A 17,509-nucleotide genomic window follows, 5' to 3' on the forward strand; every position below is an offset into this window, starting at 1 on the left:
CTGGCAACCATTTAAAAAATGGGACGCAGTTGGCGCAATTTACCATGACCGCAGTAAAGCAATGGATCGCTTTTTTTCTCCTGATGCTGGCCAGTGCCAGTGCATCGGCCTCCATCCCCCTGATGACCCTGGTACTGCCAGATGGCCAGCAGGTGAGCCTCGATGAGGCGGCCCTCTCCGCCTTGCCACAGACCGAATTCACCACCACTACCCCCTGGACTCAGGGCGCCCACCACTATCGCGGGCCGACCCTGTCAGCCGTGCTGGCGGCGCAAGGGATCCCGGATGCTCGCAAGATCGCCGTTTCGGCCCTCAACGGCTATCAGCAGGTGGTGGATCTGGCCCTGTTCGACGGCGTGCCGCTGACCCTGGTGCGTCAGGAGGACGGCAAACCGCTGACCCGGCGCAACAAGGGGCCGCTCTGGCTGCTCATCCCGTTCACCACCTATCCCAAGCTGGACGTGCCAGCCATTCACAACTGCATGGTGTGGCTGGTGACCCGCATCGAGATCGTCGATTGATGGGGCTATCCCGCCAAAATCTGCTGTTGGTTGCGGTGTCGCTGCTGTTTCTGCTCTCGTCGGGCAGCAGCCTCTATCTGCAGTATCGGCAGGAGCAGCTGGTCGATACCTTCTACCGCAATGTCCACTGGAACATCAGCCAGGTGATGCTCGAATCCCAGCGTTTCCTCTACGACCTGCAGCTCTATCGGGCTGGCAGACTGTCGATGGAGACCCTGAGCCTCGATTACGATCTGCTGTGGAACCGGCTCGACATCTTCCTCATCAGCAGTGAAACCGCCGAGATGCGCCAGCGGCATGGGCTCGGCAAAGTGCTGGCCACCCTGTTCGAGCAGATCAAGCAGCTCGAACCCCAGATGGAGGCCGGTGCGCTGCGCGAGGGGGCTGAGCTTGCCCGCTTGCAGGAGGCGATCGCCAGCCAGACCCGTCTCATCGAACAGATAGGGGATCAGATCCTCTCCGGCCAGGAGCGGGAGCATTCGGTCAGCCAAATCCGCAACAGCCTGTTCTGGCTGCAGATCTGGCAACTGATCCTGTTACTGACCGGTGGCGCTCTGGTCGCTGCCCTCATTCGCGCCAATCTGGCGAACCGTCGGCTTGCCCTGCTCGATCCCCTGACCCAGCTGGGCAACCGCCGTGCCCTGCAGGAGCAGCTCTCTCGCGCTCTGCATGCTGGCGAGGTGAGCGCTTTGGTGGTGCTCGATCTCAAGCGCTTCAAGCAGGTCAATGATCTGCTGGGTTATCAGGTCGGTGATCGGCTGTTGCAGATGGTGGCCGACAAGTTGCAGCAGGCCCATGGCAGCCACGCTTACCGGCTCGGCGGAGATGAATTTGCCGTGGTGCTGACCAAGGCGAATGATGCGCTGGAAACCGCCATTCATGAGCTGGTGGATCTGCTCCATTTCGAGTTCGTGACCCGGGAGTGCAGCTTCGATCTGGCCTGTCGGCTCGGGGTTGCCAAGGCGCAGCAACAGGATGCCGCCCGGTTGCTGGATCAGGCCATCCTGGCCCTTAACCAGGCCAAGCGTAGCCAGGAGGGGGCGATCAGCTGGTTTGAGCCTGCCATGCTGCAGCAGCTGCAGTTGAGTCAGCAGCAACTTCATCAGCTGCGAGAGTGGCTGGCGGGGCGCGAGCCTGCACCGCTGCGAGTGGCATTGCAGGAGCTGACGAACGGACAGGGCAACGAGATGTGGCAATTGGCGCTTGAGTGGCGTGAGCAGGGAGTGCCTTGCCACATGCGCTGGCTGCAGGAGTGCGGTGTGCTGGGGCCCGTGTTGGCCCGTGTGCTGCAAGCGCACGAGGCGCAGTATGCCGATGGTCGGGCACTGCTGGTCCCGCTCGACAACCAGGCCCAGCTGACTCATCTACTGGCCTATCTGCCGGGGGCTTCCTGCACGCCGCTGGTGTTGCTGGTACCGACGCTGCAGCAGGATGGTGCCCTGCTGGCGGGATTGCGGCAGCAGGGTTGTACTCTGGCACTCAGAGAGATTGGCAGCACCACCTCGGCGCAGCTGGCAGCCGGCTGGCCTGTCCGCTACTGGCTGCCGCAGGGTGATGAAGATGGCGAGTTGTTGCAGCCTCTGGCCCGACGATTGGGATTGGTGCCACTGCAAGTGCTGGCAACCAGGGAAACGAGGTCGCTGGCCTGAGGGCAAAAGCGGTATTGCACGGCAGAGATAAAACGAAACAAGGCGACCTCTGGGTCGCCTTGTTCTTTTGTTGTCCCTGAAAATCAGGGGCGGGGCGCGCAAGATTGTCTGATCACCAGGTCTGGGTCGACGGTGATCAGGTGATTCTCCACCGCTTCGCCGTTGATCCGCGCCAGCAGGCGGGTGACGGCGAGGCGTCCCAGCTCTTCTTTGGGCTGGTTGACGGTGGTGAGCGGCGGCGACATAAATTCTGCCAGTGCCACATTGTCATAGCCAACGATGGAGATATCCCGCGGGATCACCAGCCCCGCCTGATGGGCGGCACTGATGGCTCCCATCGCCATCATGTCGTTGCAGACAAAGAGGGCGGTGGGGCGCTCGGGCAATGCCAGCAGACGAGTCATCGCCTGATGGCCGCTGGCGCAGTCAAAGTCCCCCTCCTGGATCCACTCTTGATTGATCGTGAGACCTGCCTCCTGCAACGCCTGTTCAAAGCCAGCCTGGCGCTGGTTGGCGGGCGCGCGGCTGTGGGGGCCTGTGATACAGCCGATGGCGGTATGGCCCAGCTCAATCAGATGGCGGGTCGCGAGATAACCACCGTGGAAGGAGTTGTCGGCGATAAGATCCACATCCTCGCTGACCAGCCCCCAATCCATCACCACCACCGGCAGGCTCTTGAGCCAGTCGAGCTGGTTGAAGACCTCTTGCTGTCCTTCGCTACACATGATCAGCAGGCCATCGACCCGCTTACGCAGCATCATCTTGAGGTAGGAGAGGGCCGTCTCGGCTTGACCCTCGGTGTTGCCCAGCATCAGGTTGTAGCCCTGCTCGAAGCAGTAGCGCTCCACCCCGCGCACCACCTCGGCAAAGAAGGGGTTGCTGGAGGTGGTGACCAGCATGCCGATACTGTTGGTCTCCTTCACCTTGAGGCTGCGGGCCACCAGACTTGGGGCATAGTTGAGGTCGCGCATGGCCGCAAAGACCCGCTCGCGGGTCTCCTCGGCCACAAAACGGGTCTCGTTGATGACATGGGAGACGGTGGTGGTGGAGACCCCCGCCAGCGCCGCCACCTCCTTGATATTGGCCATCAGTGCCCCTGTGCAGTCTGCTCAAGCAGGAAGGTGTCGACCTCCTGCTTGCTTGGGATGGAGCTCTGGGCGCCGAACCGGGTGACGGAGAGTGCCGCTGCCCCATGGGCAAAGCGCACCGCGCTGTGGAAATCGGCACCCGCCAGTTCTGCCGCCAGCAGGGCGCCGTTGAAGGTATCGCCTGCGGCAGTGGTATCCACCGCCTTGACCCGAAAGCCCGGGATCAGCTGTTGCTGCTGGGCGTTGCTGCAATAGACCCCCTGCGACCCTAGGGTGATCATCACATCCGCAATGCCCATCTGGTGGAAGCGGGCGGCCGCCTCGCGGGCACTCGCTTCGTCGGTGACTTTGACGCCGGTCAACAGCTCGGCTTCAGTCTGGTTGGGGGTGATAAGATCCACCAGCGCCAACAGCTCAGCGGAGAGCAGACGGGCGGGGGCGGGGTTGAGTACCACCCGGGTGCCGTTGGCGCGAGCCAGCCGTGCAGCTTCATGGACGCTCTCCAGCGGCACTTCCAGCTGCAACAGCAGGGTGTGGGCGTCGGCGATCATCGCTTCGTGGTTTTTCACCACGGCAGGGGTGATGGCACCGTTCGCCTCGGCGGAGATACCTATGCTGTTCTCCCCCTCATCGCTCACATAGATGATGGCGATACCGGTCGGGAGCTTGGGATCGAGCTCGACGGCGCTGACGTCGATGCCATCTTTGGCAAAACCGCTCTTCATCTGGTGGCCGATGGCGTCATCACCGATGCGGGCGATAAAGGAGACGGGGGCGCCGAGGCGGGCTGCCGCAACCGCCTGATTGGCCCCCTTGCCACCGGGCACCACCTGATAGCTGTGACCGGTCAGGGTTTCACCCGGGCGAGGAAAGTGGGGAACGCGCAGCACATGGTCTGCATTGACACTGCCCAAAACGACGAGACGATTCATGTTGACTACTCCTGATGCATCTTGGCTTGAACACAATGACTGAGTGAGCTCAAGCCGGGAGGCACCGTAATTGAGGGGAAAAGGGGAGGCGAACCTCCCCTCGAGCACTTACTTGCTGACCACTTGCAGCGGTACCGGAATGGATTTCTCGACCGGTTGACCTTTCAGCACCTTGTCGGCAGTCTCGACGCCGATGGCACCGATCAGGGCGGGTTGCTGGGCCACGGTGGCGGCCAGTTTACCCTTGGCAACGGCGGCTTTGCCATCGTCAGTGCCATCGAAGCCGACGATCATCACCTCTTTACCGGCAGCCTGCACGGCGCGGATGGCACCCAGCGCCATCTCGTCGTTCTGGGCAAAGACGGCTTGAACGGTCGGGTGGGCAGCCAGCAGGTTTTCCATGACGTTCAGACCCTTGGTGCGGTCAAAGTCGGCAGGCTGGGAAGCCAGCACCTGCAGTTTGTTGGCTGCCACGGCCAAGGCAAAGCCTTCACCACGGTCGCGGGCGGCGGAGGTACCGGCAATCCCTTCCAGCTGAATGACCTTGGCGCCGGTACCCAGTTTTTCGGTGATAAAGTCACCGGCCAGCTTGCCGCCTGCCACGTTGTCGGAGGCAATATGGGCCTTGACCTCACCCTGCGCAGCACCACGGTCCAGAGTCAGTACCGGAATGCTGGCGCGGTTGGCCAGACGGATAGCGTTGCCGACCGCTTCGGAGTCGGTGGGGTTGATCAGGATGGCGCCGACCTTGCGTATGGTGAGATCTTCCATGTTGGAGAGCTCTTTGGCCGGGTCATTCTGGGAGTCCAGTACCACCAGCTCGTAGCCAAGCTCTTTGGCTTTGGCTTCGGCACCCTCTTTCATGGTGACGAAGAAGGGGTTATTGAGGGTGGAAACCACCATGGCCAGGGTTTGATCGGCGGCATGGGCGGTGCCCAGCACGGACATGATGGCGGCAGCGAGCAGGGTATTGAGCTTTTTCATCATTTCATTCCTTGTGTGTGGCTTGTCTTATCAACGATTGCTTTTGTTATCGATCATCACGGCAAGCAAGATCACGCTGGCCTTGGCGATCATCTGGTAATAGGAGGATACGTCGAGCAGGTTGAGGGCGTTGTTCAGGAAGCCGATGATCAGCGCCCCTATCAGGGTACCCATGATACGGCCCTTGCCGCCCATCAGGCTGGTACCACCCAGCACCACGGCGGCGATGGCATCCAGCTCGTAACCCATGCCCGCTGTCGGCTGGGCAGAGGAGAGACGAGAGGTAACGATAAGCCCTGCCAGTGCCGAGAGCGCGCCGCACAGACCATACACCGCCAGCTTCACCCGATCCACATTGATACCGGAGAGGCGGGTAGCCGATTCGTTGCCACCCAGCGCGTAGATGTAGCGACCGAGACGGGTGTGGTTGAGCATGAACCAGGCGAGCAGGAAGACGATGGCCATCAGCCAGATGGGTACCGGCAGACCGAACAGGTAACCGGTACCGAGCCAAGCAAAGTGATCGGCGCCGTCACTGAAACCGGTGGAGATGGGGCGACCCTCGGTATAGACCATGGTGATGCCGCGCAGGGCGGTCATGGTGACCAGAGTGGCGATAAATGCCTGTACCTTGCCCTTGGCAATGATGAGGCCGCTGACGCCGCCCAGCAGAGCACCGGCACCCAGAGTGAGGGGCACCACCAGCCAGATCGGCAGCTCCATGGCGACCATGGTGGCGGCCAGTGCACCGCACAGGGCCAGTACCGAGCCGACCGACAGATCAATACCGGCGGTAAGGATAACCAGCGTCATACCGACCGCCATGATGGCGTTGACCGAGGTCTGGCGCAGGATGTTGAGCAGGTTGTCGGCGGTGAAGAAGTTGGGGCTCAGAAAGGAGACCACACCAATCAGGACCAGCAGCGCGACCAGGGATTTGTTCTCGATCCACCACGCCTTGCTCATGACGCCGCGGCGGGAAAGGGTTTGGGTTGTCATTGGGATGCCTCTTGCTCTGCTTGCCACTGTTTACCGACTGCCGCCGCCATCAGCTTCTCCTGATTGGCATCGCGGGTGTTGAACTCTGCGCTGATGCGCCCTTCATGCATCACCATGATGCGATCGCTCATGCCGAGCACTTCCGGCATCTCGGAGGAGACCAGAATGATGCTCATCCCCTCCTTCTTGAACTGGTTGATCAGCTGATAAATTTCCTTTTTCGCCCCCACGTCGACGCCGCGGGTCGGCTCGTCGAGGATCAGCACCTTGGGCCGGGTCAGCAGCCCCTTGGCGATGGCTACCTTCTGCTGGTTGCCGCCAGAGAGCAGCTTTATCAGCTGATCCTGACTCGGGGTCTTGATGTTGAACAGGCGCACATAGTCGCTCACCGCCTGCCGTTCGGCCTTGCCGTCAATCTTGCCGTTGCTGATGAACTCGTCGAGGGCGCACAGACTCATGTTTTCTCGCACCGACAGCTCCAGCACCAGCCCATCCCCCTTGCGATCTTCGGAGATATAGGCGATGCCTGCGGCCAGACCATCGGCCGGGCTTTTGGGCACCAGCGCATGACCGTCCACTGCCACTTCACCGGCGCTGATGGGGCTGGCGCCATAGATTAGCTTCATCAGTTCGGTACGGCCGGAGCCCATCAGGCCGCTAAAGCCCAGAATTTCCCCCTGACGCAGGGAGAAACTCACCCCGCGCACGCCGGGACCGGCCAGATCCTTAACCTGCAGGCTGACGGGGCCAAGCTCGCGCTCAAGACGCGGATACTGCTCTTCCAGTCGGCGGCCCACCATCATCTCGATGATCTTGTCTTCATCCAGATCGCTCACCGCCTTCTCGCCGATCCACTTGCCATCGCGCAGCACAGTGACCCGATCGCAGATCTCGAAGATCTCCTTGAGGCGGTGGGAGATATAGACGATGCCGCAGCCTTGTTCGCGCAGCTCGCGGATAACCTTGAACAGCTGCTCGGTCTCGGTATCGGTCAGCGCATCGGTCGGCTCGTCCATGATGATGACGCTGGCATCGAACGACAGCGCCTTGGCAATCTCCACCATCTGCTGTTCGCCGATGGAGAGATCCCCGAGCCGGGTATCCGGCCCGTGCTTGACGCCAAGTCGTGCCAGCAGGCCGCTTGCCCGCTCGCGCAGCTGTTTGTGGTCGATGCTGCCAAAACGGGTACGGGGTTCACGCCCGAGGAAGATATTGGCGGCAATCGACAACTCCGGCAGCAGGTTCAGCTCCTGATGGATGATGCTGATCCCCTGATCCTGAGAGTCGCGCGGTCCCTTGAAGTGAACCGGCTGACCGCGGTAGCTGACGCTGCCCGCATCGGCCTGATAGATACCGGTCAGCACCTTCATCAGGGTGGATTTGCCGGCGCCATTTTCACCGAGCAGGGCCATCACCTGGCCCGGATAGACCCGCAGACCCGCTTCGTCGAGGGCGCGCACACCGGGAAAGGTCTTGACGATCCCGGTCAGCTCCAGAATGGGTGAGAGGGGGGAGGTTGTGCTCATTTGCAGTTTCCTTGAAGAGGCCTTCTTTGAAGAAGGTCAGAACGCCACACCGGCGCAGAGGATCAGGTTGGTGTAGGGAGTCACCTCGCCGCTGCGTACGATCGCCTTGCTCTGGCGGGAGCGGGTTTTGAACTCCTCGTGCAGACAGTATTCGATGGCGATGGGCTTGCCCTGGGCGGCGGCGTGCGCCTCAAGCTGATCGACCAGCGCCTGATGGGCGGCGGGGCTGATCTGCTTGATCTCGCTTGCCATGATCACCTTCTCCACCACCAGATCGGTGAGCAGGGCGGTCAGTACGGTTGCAAGGCTGGGTGTCCCCGCCATCAGCGCCAGATCGATCCGCTCCGGACCTGCCGGAATGGGCAAGCCTGCATCGCAGACGGTGATCTCGTCGGTGTGGCCCATCTGTGCCACCAGAGCACTCAGGGGAGCATTGAGCAGTACGCCTCGTTTCATACAGCACCTCATCAGGCCTTGGCCCGTCAATCTGTGAACCGCTAGGCAACCGGTTACGCAACCGGTTGCGTCATGGCGCAAAGATAGGCTTTTTACCGGGGAAGGGCCACGGCAAAACCACGGAAATGTGAAAACGATCTCAAAGGCGGGAGAAGAAGTGCAGGGGAGGAGGCAGGAAGGGTGTCAGCAGAGCCCTGACACCCTTGTTATTTATCGAGCTATTGATTTTATGGTTAGTTGGCCAGTGCCTTGGCGACCGCCGGACGGCTCAGCATGCGCTGATAATGGTCGGCAACCTTGGGGAATTCACTGATCTCGACCCCATCGCTTTTCAGCCAGCCCGCGACCACGAACAGATAGATATCCGCCACGCTGAACTGCTCGCCCAGCACCCAGGGGCCTGCCAGATAGTGCTGCTCAATCTGGGCAAAGCCATCGCGCATATTGCTGGCGACTTTCTGCTGCATGGCGGCAATGGCCTGCTCGTCATCGGCCCAGCGGCTGCCACGGCGACCGTGGGCGTGGGAGACATGCACGGTGGAGGCGAGGAAGCTGTTGACCTCCTGCATGCGGGCCAGCAGGAACGGGTTGTCCAGCGGCGCCAGCTTGGCTGCGGGGAAGCGCTGCGCCACATAGAGCAGCAGGGCCGGGGTCTCGGTCAGGGTGCCCTGCTCGGTGATCAGGGCAGGCACCCGCCCTTTGGGGTTGATGGCAAGATACGCAGGATCACGCTGCTCTCCTGCGGCGAGGTTGACGAGACGGGATTGGAACGGGGCATTCGCTTCCAGCAGGGCAATCTGCACGGCCATGGCACAGGTGCCGGGAGCGAAATAAAGGGTCAGATCGGACATGAATACTCCTGATTGGCTCAGGCCACCCGCGATATCGGCGAAAGATTGTTTCGCGGAGCACCACGGGCAGTCATGAAAAAAGAGAGGGGGCAACGCTTGCCCCTTAACCAATCTACACCCCTAAGGAGGGATGAAAAAGCGCAGAATTAATCGACTTTGGCCGCTTTGCTGTTTGCCCACACCCTAAACCCCTTGGCCAAAACCTCGAACCAGATGTTGCTGAGCTTGATGGCATCGCTGACGACTGAGGGGTGGCAAGTTGGTACTGAAAGGACTGGGGGGGCAATAGCGCTCCCGCCTCGCGATGCACTCTATCTGTGAGAAATCATGCAGGTGGAAGACTGATGCCCGTGTGCGGGAATACAGATCCTTTTTGCGATGATCCTTTCAGGCTTGAAGGGGCGCACCGCAATTATTATCAATAAGACAGAACCTTATTCCCCATATAGCTTAATTTCCAACACATTGGCGATGGCACTGCCATTCCAGTGGTATTCCAGATGCTGGGCTTGGTGGATCTTGGTGACCAGACGGGGGCGATAGAGCACATGGCAGTTATGACCGCTGTGGCGCACAGAACGGTAGTGGATACCGTCTATCCCCTTGGTTTTCTGTTCTTGGGCGAAAGCTTGGGATTGACCATAGTTGGTTGCGTGATAAAGCGGGGTGGAGAGAAATTCCGCGCTGGTGATATCGACCAGATTGGCGTTGAACTCGGTATAGAGCACCCGCATCTGTACTTTCTGAGCGGGTTCGTTGGTGTAGCCGAACATGCGCTCTTGGTGATACACAGTCTCTTTGATGGCAGTATCGAGCAGGGGGGCGCAGTAGTAACCGCCGAAATCGCCAGTGGTGAATCGGGCTCCTTCCGGGTTGATATGGGTGAAGGCTGCCATCACATAGCTGCTGCCATTTAGCCCGACCAACCAATCCTCTTTCGGTACCAACGACAGATCACCCGCCGCTTCATTCAACCGATCATTGGTCAGTGACTCTATGGCCCAGACGGCCTCCAGTTCGTCCGCATTAGCTACGTCTTCATAGAGATCGATGGTGGGGTAGCGGCTTGGAATGATCCGATAGGCTCGCTCCCCCTTGAGTTCAATCAGTGGCGGCTCTTGCATCAGGCCATACCCCCGCGCCAGGCATGCAGACGGGTGGCCACTTCATACAAATCAGCCACGCGGCCAGCGTTCATAATGTCCATCGCGCTGCGCCCGGCAAAGAAGGGATGGCTGTTGGGTTTGCGCACCCAGCCGTAGATGCTGTCGTCGGCACTGAACAGCATCCTCAGACACTTATGGATATTGAGGATGTAGCTCATCCGTTCTTGCATATCCACGGTCAGACGGATCCCGCCGTTTGACTCTTTGTATTTGTTCAATGTTGAACGGGATGAAATGCCAAGAAGTTTCAGCTGTTCATCTGTATTGCAGTGCCACTTATCCAGGATACGGAATACCACAGGCAGTGCCTTACTGGGGTCAATGGCGCCATTTTTCAGGGCTTTTTGTGCAGTGTTGGCCATATGTCCTCCTTACTATAGTCAGCGCCAGACGGCTGTCTGGCGCTTGAAATGTTAACTTGAGCTTAGTGTAGAAGAAATGCGCACACATGTACACATTTATACATATGTACACATATGTGTTCATTCTTGGGCGTTAATCTTCTTCCTTGAGGTCACGCAAAAAACACTCAGTGGTCAGCCACTATCTGGTGTGGTCCTGGCTGGTACATTGGGTTGATTTTCTCGGCGTCTTTATTGGCCTCATTTTCGAACCGATGGGCCAGCTTGATGGAGGCCAGACACGAGGCGCGCCATGTGTCGATCGGTGTGCTGTCGTGTTTAGGCATCGAAGAGGTGAAGATGAAAAAGGGAGCGATTGCTCCCTTAATCCATTAACCCCGTCAGGGCCGATTAACCGCCGACTTAACCGGCTTTGGCCACCATGGCTTTCAACTGCAGGAAGTACTGCTCGTAGAGGCGGGAGGCATCACCCACATCGGACTGGAACTCGCCCTTGCGCTTGATCTCGTCGCTCGGGAAGACCATGGGGTTGTTGCGAAACGCCGGGGTGAGCAGGGGAATGGCATCCTTGACCGGAGTGGGGTAGCCGATCGCCTCGGCCACCTTGGCGGCCACATCGGGGCGCATCAGGAAGTTGATCAGAGCGTGGGCCTCTTTCACATGCTTGGCCTTGGCCGGGATGGCGAGGTTGTCCATCCAGAGCACGGCGCCTTCTTCGGGGTAGGTCATCTGGATGGAGGGGTATTCGCGCTGGGCGCCGTAGGCCGAGCCGTTCCACAGCATGCCGATATTGACCTCACCGGCGATAAAGGGGTCGGCCGGGTTGTCGGAGTTGAACGCCTTGACGTTGGGCATCAGCTTTTTCAGGTATTCGAACGCTTCGGCAATTTGCGCCTTGTCCTGGGTGTTGGGGCTGTAGCCCAGCTGCACCAGCGCGATATGGAACACCTCGCGGGCATCGTCCATCAGCAGCAGGCTCTCTTTCCACTCCGGCGCCCAGAGCTGTTTCCAGCTGGTGACCGGCTGCTCGATGATGTCGGTGTTGGTGCCGATGCCAGTCGCACCCCAGATATAGGGGATGGAGTAGCGGTTGTCCGGGTCGTACTCGTGGTTGAGCAGGGTAGGGTCGAGGTGCTTGAAGTTGGGCAGCTGGGCGCGATCCAGCGGCTGCAGCATTCCCTCCTTGGCCATTTTCGAGATGAAATAGGTGCTGGGCACGACCACGTCATAGCCGTCGCCATGGGTTTTCAGCTTGGCGTAGAGGGTCTCGTTGGATTCGTAGGTGGAGTAGATCACCTTGATACCGGTCTCTTGCTGGAACTGCTCCAGCAGGCCGTCCGGCACATATTCCGACCAGTTGTAGAAGTAGACCACCTTGTCGTCGGCCGCGTGAGCGCTCTGGCTCAGCAGCGGGGTGGTGAGGGTGAGGGCGGCTGCCAGCAGGGCGCCGGCCTTGTGTTGGATTGTCATCAACAACTCCTTGGGGTTATGGGGCCTTGCGGCCCACCGTGACAGAGTTCGCCAAAGGTGGCGGGGACGAAACGGGCAGGGTCAACCCTGCCGTTTACGCAGTAACAGTTGCGCCAGCAGCACCATCCCGAGGGAGGCGACCAGCATCAGGGTTGCCAGGGCGTTGACCTCGGGGGAGACCCCCACCTTGACCATGGAGTAGATCTTGAGTGGCAGGATCTCGTAGGCCGGGCCGGTCACAAAGGAGCTCACCACCACATCGTCCAGCGACAGGGTAAAGGAGAGCAGCCAGCCCGCCATCACCGCCGGCAGGGCAAGCGGCAGTATGATGCGGCGCAGGATGATCCACTCGCCAGCCCCCAGATCCCGCGCCGCCTCCAGCATCCGCACATCAAAACCGCACAGCCGCGAGTAGACGGTGATCACCACGAACGGCAGGCAGAAGGTGATGTGGGCGATCAGCAGCGACCAGAAGCCGAGCGCAATGCCGGTCACCACAAACAGGGTCAGCAGCGAAATGGCCATCACGATATCGGGGGACATCATCACCACGAACAGCATGCCGCTCACGTACTGCTTGCCGCGAAAGCGGTAGCGAAACAGTGCCACGGCGGTGAGGGTGCCGATCAGGGTGGCTGCGGTGGCGGTGAGGGCGGCGATGGTCAGGGAGTGCTGGGCAGCCTGCATCAGGCTGGCGCTGGCAAACAGCTTCTCATACCAGCCCAGGGTAAAGCCGCGCCAGTCGATGCCATATTTCGACAGGTTGAAGGAGTTGGCGATCAGCACCCCGATGGGCACATAGAGATAGCCAAACACCAGCAGCAGAAACAGAGCTTTCAATGCGCGCATCATGCCACCTCCCCCTTCTTGCTGAGCAGTTTGCCCGCCCGCCAGTAGCAGTAGACCAAGAGCGCCATCAGTACCGTCAGCATCACGCTGATGGCGGCGCCGAAGGGCCAGTCACGGCTGTTGAGGAACTGGGTCTTGATCAGGTTGCCGATCAGCAGGTGCTTGGCGCCACCCAGCAAGTCAGAGACATAGAACATCCCCATGGCGGGCAGGAATACCAGCAGGCAACCGGCGATGATGCCGGGCAGAGTGAGGGGCAAGATGATCCGCACCAGCCGCTGCCAGCCGTTGGCGCCGAGATCTCGCGCCGCCTCCAGCAAACGGCCATCCAGCTTCTCGATGCTGGAGTAGAGAGGCAGCACCATAAAGGGGAGCAGCACATAGACCAGCCCGATGATGACGGCCACCTCGGTATACATCATCTGCAGCGGCCGCTCGATAAGCCCCAGATCCAGCAGCCAGCCGTTGATCAGCCCCCGGGTGCCGAGCAGCACTTTCAGCGCATAGGTGCGGATCAGGGAGTTGGTCCAGAACGGCACCACCACCAGAAACAGCAGCAGCGGGCGGATACGCGCTGGCAGATGGGCCAGCAGCCAGGCAAAGGGGTAACCCACCAGCAAGCAGATGCTTGTGGCGAGCAGCGCCAGCCAGAGGGAGTGGAGCAGTACCTCGAAATAGAGCGGGTCCAGCAGGCGGCCATAGTTGCTCAGGGTAAAGAGCGGCGCGATAAGCTCGGACTCGTCACGGGTCAGGAAGCTGACGCCGATGATCATCAGGTTGGGCAGGAAGACAAACAGTGTCAGCCAGCCCAGGATCAGCGCGATGGCCCCGTTGCGAAAGCCATTGTGGGCAAAGCTGTGCGGTACCCGCAGATTAGTGAGGCTCATAGGGCAGCACCACCTCCCAGCTGTCGACCCAGTGGATCGCCACCTCCTGACCCAGACGGTAGTCAAAGTCGGGGTCATCCTCGTCGAAGAACTCTGAGATAAGCAGCTGTTTGCCACTTTCGAGTTCGATCACCGAATCCAGCGTCGCCCCCTTGTAGTTGCGCTCGCGGATATTGCCCCGTAGCGCACCGCTCTGATCGTCATCCTGATCGAGAATGCGCAGATCTTCCGGGCGCAGCAGCACCAGCACCTTGTCGTCTGGCTGGAACGGCAAGGTGGTATGAAGCAGGCACTCGCGCCCCTCTACCTCCGCTTGCCAGATACCGGGTTCGCGCTGACTGATCAGCTTTCCATCCATCACGTTGATCTCGCCGATAAAGCGGGCCACGAACAGGTTGGCTGGCGATTCGTAGATATCGCGCGGGGTGCCGCGCTGGATGATCTTGCCCCCCTCCATCACCAGGATGCGATCAGACATGGTGAGTGCCTCTTCCTGATCATGGGTAACGAAGACAAAGGTGATGCCAAGGCGACGTTGCAGCGCCTTGAGCTCGCTCTGCATCTGCTTGCGCAGCTTGTAGTCGAGCGCCGAGAGGGATTCGTCGAGCAGCAGCAGGCGCGGCTTGTTGACCACGGCGCGGGCAATGGCGACCCGTTGCTGCTGGCCGCCGGAGAGCTGATCCGGGCGGCGGTTGGCCAGCTCGGTGAGCTGCACCATGGCGAGGGTCTCCTCGACCCGCTGGCGGATCTCGCTGGTCGGTACTTTCTGCATCTCGAGGCCAAAGGCGACGTTTTCAAACACCGTCATATGGGGGAAGAGCGCATAGCTCTGGAACACGGTGTTGATGTGCCTGTGTTCGGCGGGGATATGGGTGATCTCGTCACCGGCCAGATGGATGGTGCCCCCATCGACCGACTCGAGCCCGGCCAGCAGGCGCAGCAGGGTGGTCTTGCCACAGCCGGAAGGGCCCAGCAGGGTAAGAAATTCACCATCGTAGATTTCAAGGTCAAGGTCACTCAGGATCACCTTGCCATCGTATTTTTTGCTGATCTTGTTCAGCGCGACAATTACCTGTGGATTGTTCATCATCCGCCAGTCTCACCCCAGCCAGTGGCCATCGTGTTGAAAGAGGGCCGCATTCTATGCAGCCGACACATGAAATTAAAGGCTTTTTGGCCCGAATTAGCCGCAAGTGCGCAGGAAAAACGGCTACGAATAGCAGACCAAATCGCTATAATGTGCCACCTGATTTGGTCGTTTTCGATATTGGATAGTCAATTGAGTAATAAAATGCGTATTGGCGGCTCCCTTGAGCAGTCTCTGAACCAGGGCTACCGCCTTGATCTGAAAGGGGTCATCCAGGAGGGATGGCAACAGACCCGCCGTACCGGATTTGGCCTGCTGCTGGCGATTGTCGGGGTGACGGCGATCTGGATCCTGCTCAGCAATGTGCTGCTGTTGCCCTATCTGGGGGATGACAGCCAGATGAATGTGGCCATGGTGCTGAGCTTGCTGATGACGGTGGTGATGGCCCCCATGACCAGCTCCCTCGATATGCTGGGGTTGCAGCAGTCTGTCGGGGTGCGCGCTAGAGCCAACCAGGTGTTCGACTTCTTCCGCCACTTTGTACGCCTCGGCATGTTGAGCCTGCTAGGCAGTCTGCTCACCAGCCTGTTTGGCCCGCTATTCGATCTGCTGGGCTTGCCCGCCGTACTCTCTTTCATTCCCTCGGCCCTGATCGGCATGGGGCTGCTCTTTACCGTCCCGCTGGTGCTGGAACGCGGTCTGACGCCGCCCCAGGCCATTCTGGTCTCTCTCAAGCTTTTCGCACGCGGCTGGCCAAGCATTGTGCTGTTCCACGGCGTGATGACCGCGCTCTTCTTCCTGGCTCTGATCCCCATGGGGTTGGGGCTTATCTGGGTGGCACCGCTCTATTTCAACTGCAAGGGGATCCTCTATCGGGATCTCTGCGGGGTGGGGGTAGAGGTTAACGAGGTGACAGAAGGCCCCAACCATTTCAATGCATGATGCAAAAGGACGTTGAATGACCCGTCGATATGGAGTGACCAAGGCTGTGCGCCAGAGCCTGCTGGCCACGCTCTTGCTGCCAGGGCTGGCGCTGGCTGAGCCGGTGCTGGATCTGCAATACAGCACCTTCTACAGCCAGATGAAGACCTTTGCCAAAGGGGAGTTTGGTCACGCCAGACTGGGGTTTTATCTGACCGATCCGCAAAATGGTCAGCGCTGTGGCCTCACCTTTGCCCGGGTTGCAACCGACAGCAAAGAGGTTGCGGGCGAGGTAACGGTCGATAGCGAACTGCGCCTGCCTTTTGATGAGGATCTCAACCTCGACAAGGGGATCGTGACCGTCGGCCTGAAAGAAGAGCACGCCACTTGCGATATGACGGTACAGGTGATGGCAGATGCGCCGAACTGGCCCGAGCTGCCCTTGGTCGAGCTGGCGGCACGTCAGCAACAGATGCAGTCGCTGCTCGACAAGATGGCGGGCATGGTCGGCAAGCACTTCCTGCCGAAGATGGAAGGGGTGCGCATTACCCTGGTACAGCAGATCGGCACCGCCTATCTGATTGATGGCGCCCGTCAGGAAGCGCTGCCCTGGGAGGAAGGCCACCTGCTGCTAAGCAATGAGCAACTGGCCGCGTTCGCTGCCGGGCAACTGCGCCTGCAGGGTGACGTGTTGCGACTGACCCCCTGGCTGCACAAAGGCTGATGCCGATGGTGCTGTCACGTTGGTAAGAGGCAGATCAAGAAAGCAAAAAAGGAGCGATTATCGCTCCTTTTTTATTGCGTGGCGTTTGCCTTGTGAGAGCGGCTTAGCGCACTTCAATCACATCCAGCATGTCCATCTCGTCGATATCCAGCAGCGGCGCCTTTGGCATCTCGGGCGGATCAAACGCCTTGTCGCCGCCATCGATGATGCCGGAGTCGCGGTTGATGCTCTTGAAGTCAAACAGCTTGTGGTCGAGCAGGTGGCTCGGGATCACATCCTGAATGGCGGTGAACATGGTCTCGATACGACCGGGGAAGCGGCGATCCCAATCCTGCATCATCTGTTTGATGGCCTGACGCTGAAGGTTCTCCTGCGAGCCGCACAGGTTGCACGGAATGATGGGGAAGGCTTTGACATCGGCGTAGCGGATCAGGTCCTTCTCTTTGCAGTAGGCCAGCGGGCGGATCACCACGTTCTTGCCATCGTCGCTCACCAGCTTGGGCGGCATGGACTTGAGCTTGCCACCGTAGAACATGTTGAGGAACAGGGTCTCAAGGATGTCGTCGCGGTGGTGGCCAAGGGCAATCTTGGTGCAACCCAGCTCCTGGGCGGTGCGATAGAGAATACCGCGGCGCAGCCGTGAGCAGAGGGAGCAGGTGGTTTTGCCTTCCGGTACCTTCTCCTTGACGATGGAGTAGGTATCCTCTTCGACAATCTTGTACTCGATGCCGAGGGAATCCAGGTACTCGGGCAGCACATGCTCGGGGAAACCGGGCTGCTTCTGATCCAGGTTGACGGCAACCAGATCGAAATGGATGGGGGCGCTGGCTTTGAGGCTCATCAGTATGTCGAGCATACCGAAGCTGTCCTTGCCGCCGGAGAGGCAGACCATGACCTTGTCGCCCTCTTCAATCATGTTGAAGTCGGCAATGGCCTGACCCACGTTGCGCCGCAGGCGCTTCTGCAGTTTGTTAAAACTGTATTTTTCTTTGGCGTTCAGCTCTTCTAGCATGCTCGTAAAACCCGGGACACAAATA

General features: G+C 59.7%; 18 protein-coding genes. 4 read left to right on the plus strand and 14 right to left on the minus strand.

The genetic code is table 11. From position 1 onward, the window contains the following. Positions 1–44: 44 nt before the first annotated feature. Both AB5Y84_RS16150 and AB5Y84_RS16155 read left to right on the plus strand, forming a co-directional pair. Positions 45–521, plus strand: coding sequence for a hypothetical protein (locus tag AB5Y84_RS16150; protein WP_368177371.1), 477 nt, complete (start codon positions 45–47; stop codon positions 519–521). Beyond that, positions 521–2,170, plus strand: coding sequence for a diguanylate cyclase (locus tag AB5Y84_RS16155; RefSeq protein WP_368177372.1), 1,650 nt, complete (start codon positions 521–523; stop codon positions 2,168–2,170). Before AB5Y84_RS16150 ends, AB5Y84_RS16155 begins: the two co-directional genes overlap by 1 nt. A gap of 83 nt (positions 2,171–2,253) precedes the next feature. Here the strand turns inward: AB5Y84_RS16155 and AB5Y84_RS16160 are convergent, their stop codons facing one another. The 13 genes from AB5Y84_RS16160 to potA all read right to left on the minus strand — a co-directional run bounded on the left by AB5Y84_RS16160 (position 2,254) and on the right by potA (position 14,830). Then, positions 2,254–3,258, minus strand: a complete 1,005-nt coding sequence (locus AB5Y84_RS16160; RefSeq protein WP_005360590.1) for a substrate-binding domain-containing protein — start codon at positions 3,256–3,258, stop codon at positions 2,254–2,256. Then, a complete protein-coding gene (gene rbsK / locus AB5Y84_RS16165; protein ID WP_368177373.1) occupies positions 3,258–4,190 on the minus strand; it encodes a ribokinase in 933 nt (310 codons plus the stop codon). Before rbsK ends, AB5Y84_RS16160 begins: the two co-directional genes overlap by 1 nt. Positions 4,191–4,298: 108 nt before the next feature. Continuing rightward, positions 4,299–5,174, minus strand: a complete 876-nt coding sequence (gene rbsB, locus AB5Y84_RS16170) for a ribose ABC transporter substrate-binding protein RbsB (protein WP_368177374.1) — start codon at positions 5,172–5,174, stop codon at positions 4,299–4,301. A 30-nt stretch (positions 5,175–5,204) separates the two neighbouring features. Beyond that, complete coding sequence (rbsC, locus tag AB5Y84_RS16175) at positions 5,205–6,173, minus strand: ribose ABC transporter permease (RefSeq protein ID WP_005336670.1); 969 nt, start codon at positions 6,171–6,173, stop codon at positions 5,205–5,207. Further along, entirely contained in the window at positions 6,170–7,699 is a 1,530-nt protein-coding gene (gene rbsA / locus AB5Y84_RS16180) for a ribose ABC transporter ATP-binding protein RbsA (RefSeq protein WP_005336668.1), read from the minus strand. Before rbsA ends, rbsC begins: the two co-directional genes overlap by 4 nt. Positions 7,700–7,735: 36 nt before the next feature. Next, positions 7,736–8,155, minus strand: coding sequence for a D-ribose pyranase (gene rbsD, locus AB5Y84_RS16185; protein WP_338774879.1), 420 nt, complete (start codon positions 8,153–8,155; stop codon positions 7,736–7,738). 233 nt (positions 8,156–8,388) lie between these two features. After that, positions 8,389–9,006 carry a glutathione S-transferase family protein gene (locus AB5Y84_RS16190; RefSeq protein ID WP_368177375.1) on the minus strand — a complete coding sequence of 206 codons (618 nt, stop codon included), beginning with the start codon at positions 9,004–9,006 and terminating at the stop codon, positions 8,389–8,391. A 434-nt stretch (positions 9,007–9,440) separates the two neighbouring features. Beyond that, positions 9,441–10,130, minus strand: a complete 690-nt coding sequence (locus AB5Y84_RS16195) for an RES family NAD+ phosphorylase (RefSeq protein WP_005336650.1) — start codon at positions 10,128–10,130, stop codon at positions 9,441–9,443. Beyond that, positions 10,130–10,534 carry an MbcA/ParS/Xre antitoxin family protein gene (locus AB5Y84_RS16200; RefSeq protein WP_005336648.1) on the minus strand — a complete coding sequence of 135 codons (405 nt, stop codon included), beginning with the start codon at positions 10,532–10,534 and terminating at the stop codon, positions 10,130–10,132. Before AB5Y84_RS16200 ends, AB5Y84_RS16195 begins: the two co-directional genes overlap by 1 nt. 402 nt (positions 10,535–10,936) lie before the next feature. Further along, complete coding sequence (locus tag AB5Y84_RS16205; RefSeq protein ID WP_005345409.1) at positions 10,937–12,004, minus strand: extracellular solute-binding protein; 1,068 nt, start codon at positions 12,002–12,004, stop codon at positions 10,937–10,939. 81 nt (positions 12,005–12,085) lie between these two features. Then, entirely contained in the window at positions 12,086–12,856 is a 771-nt protein-coding gene (gene potC, locus AB5Y84_RS16210) for a spermidine/putrescine ABC transporter permease PotC (RefSeq protein WP_005336644.1), read from the minus strand. After that, positions 12,853–13,740, minus strand: coding sequence for a spermidine/putrescine ABC transporter permease PotB (gene potB, locus AB5Y84_RS16215; RefSeq protein ID WP_368177376.1), 888 nt, complete (start codon positions 13,738–13,740; stop codon positions 12,853–12,855). The genes potC and potB overlap by 4 nt, the downstream gene beginning before the upstream one ends. Then, complete coding sequence (potA, locus tag AB5Y84_RS16220; protein ID WP_368177377.1) at positions 13,727–14,830, minus strand: spermidine/putrescine ABC transporter ATP-binding protein PotA; 1,104 nt, start codon at positions 14,828–14,830, stop codon at positions 13,727–13,729. The genes potB and potA overlap by 14 nt, the downstream gene beginning before the upstream one ends. Positions 14,831–15,031: 201 nt before the next feature. Between potA and AB5Y84_RS16225 the strand changes: the two genes are divergently transcribed. Then, positions 15,032–15,769, plus strand: a complete 738-nt coding sequence (locus tag AB5Y84_RS16225) for a hypothetical protein (RefSeq protein ID WP_005351939.1) — start codon at positions 15,032–15,034, stop codon at positions 15,767–15,769. Between the two features lie 16 nt (positions 15,770–15,785). Then, positions 15,786–16,472 (plus strand): DUF2987 domain-containing protein, encoded by a 687-nt coding sequence (locus AB5Y84_RS16230; protein WP_368177378.1) that lies wholly within the window; start codon positions 15,786–15,788, stop codon positions 16,470–16,472. Positions 16,473–16,575: 103 nt separating this feature from the next. On the opposite strand, the gene ttcA is transcribed toward AB5Y84_RS16230, so the two are convergent. Further along, a complete protein-coding gene (gene ttcA / locus AB5Y84_RS16235; protein WP_005336634.1) occupies positions 16,576–17,484 on the minus strand; it encodes a tRNA 2-thiocytidine(32) synthetase TtcA in 909 nt (302 codons plus the stop codon). Positions 17,485–17,509: the final 25 nt, after the last annotated feature.

It is taken from the genome of Aeromonas sp. s11 (assembly GCF_040907945.1).
GTDB classification, from domain to species: domain Bacteria; phylum Pseudomonadota; class Gammaproteobacteria; order Enterobacterales; family Aeromonadaceae; genus Aeromonas; species Aeromonas veronii.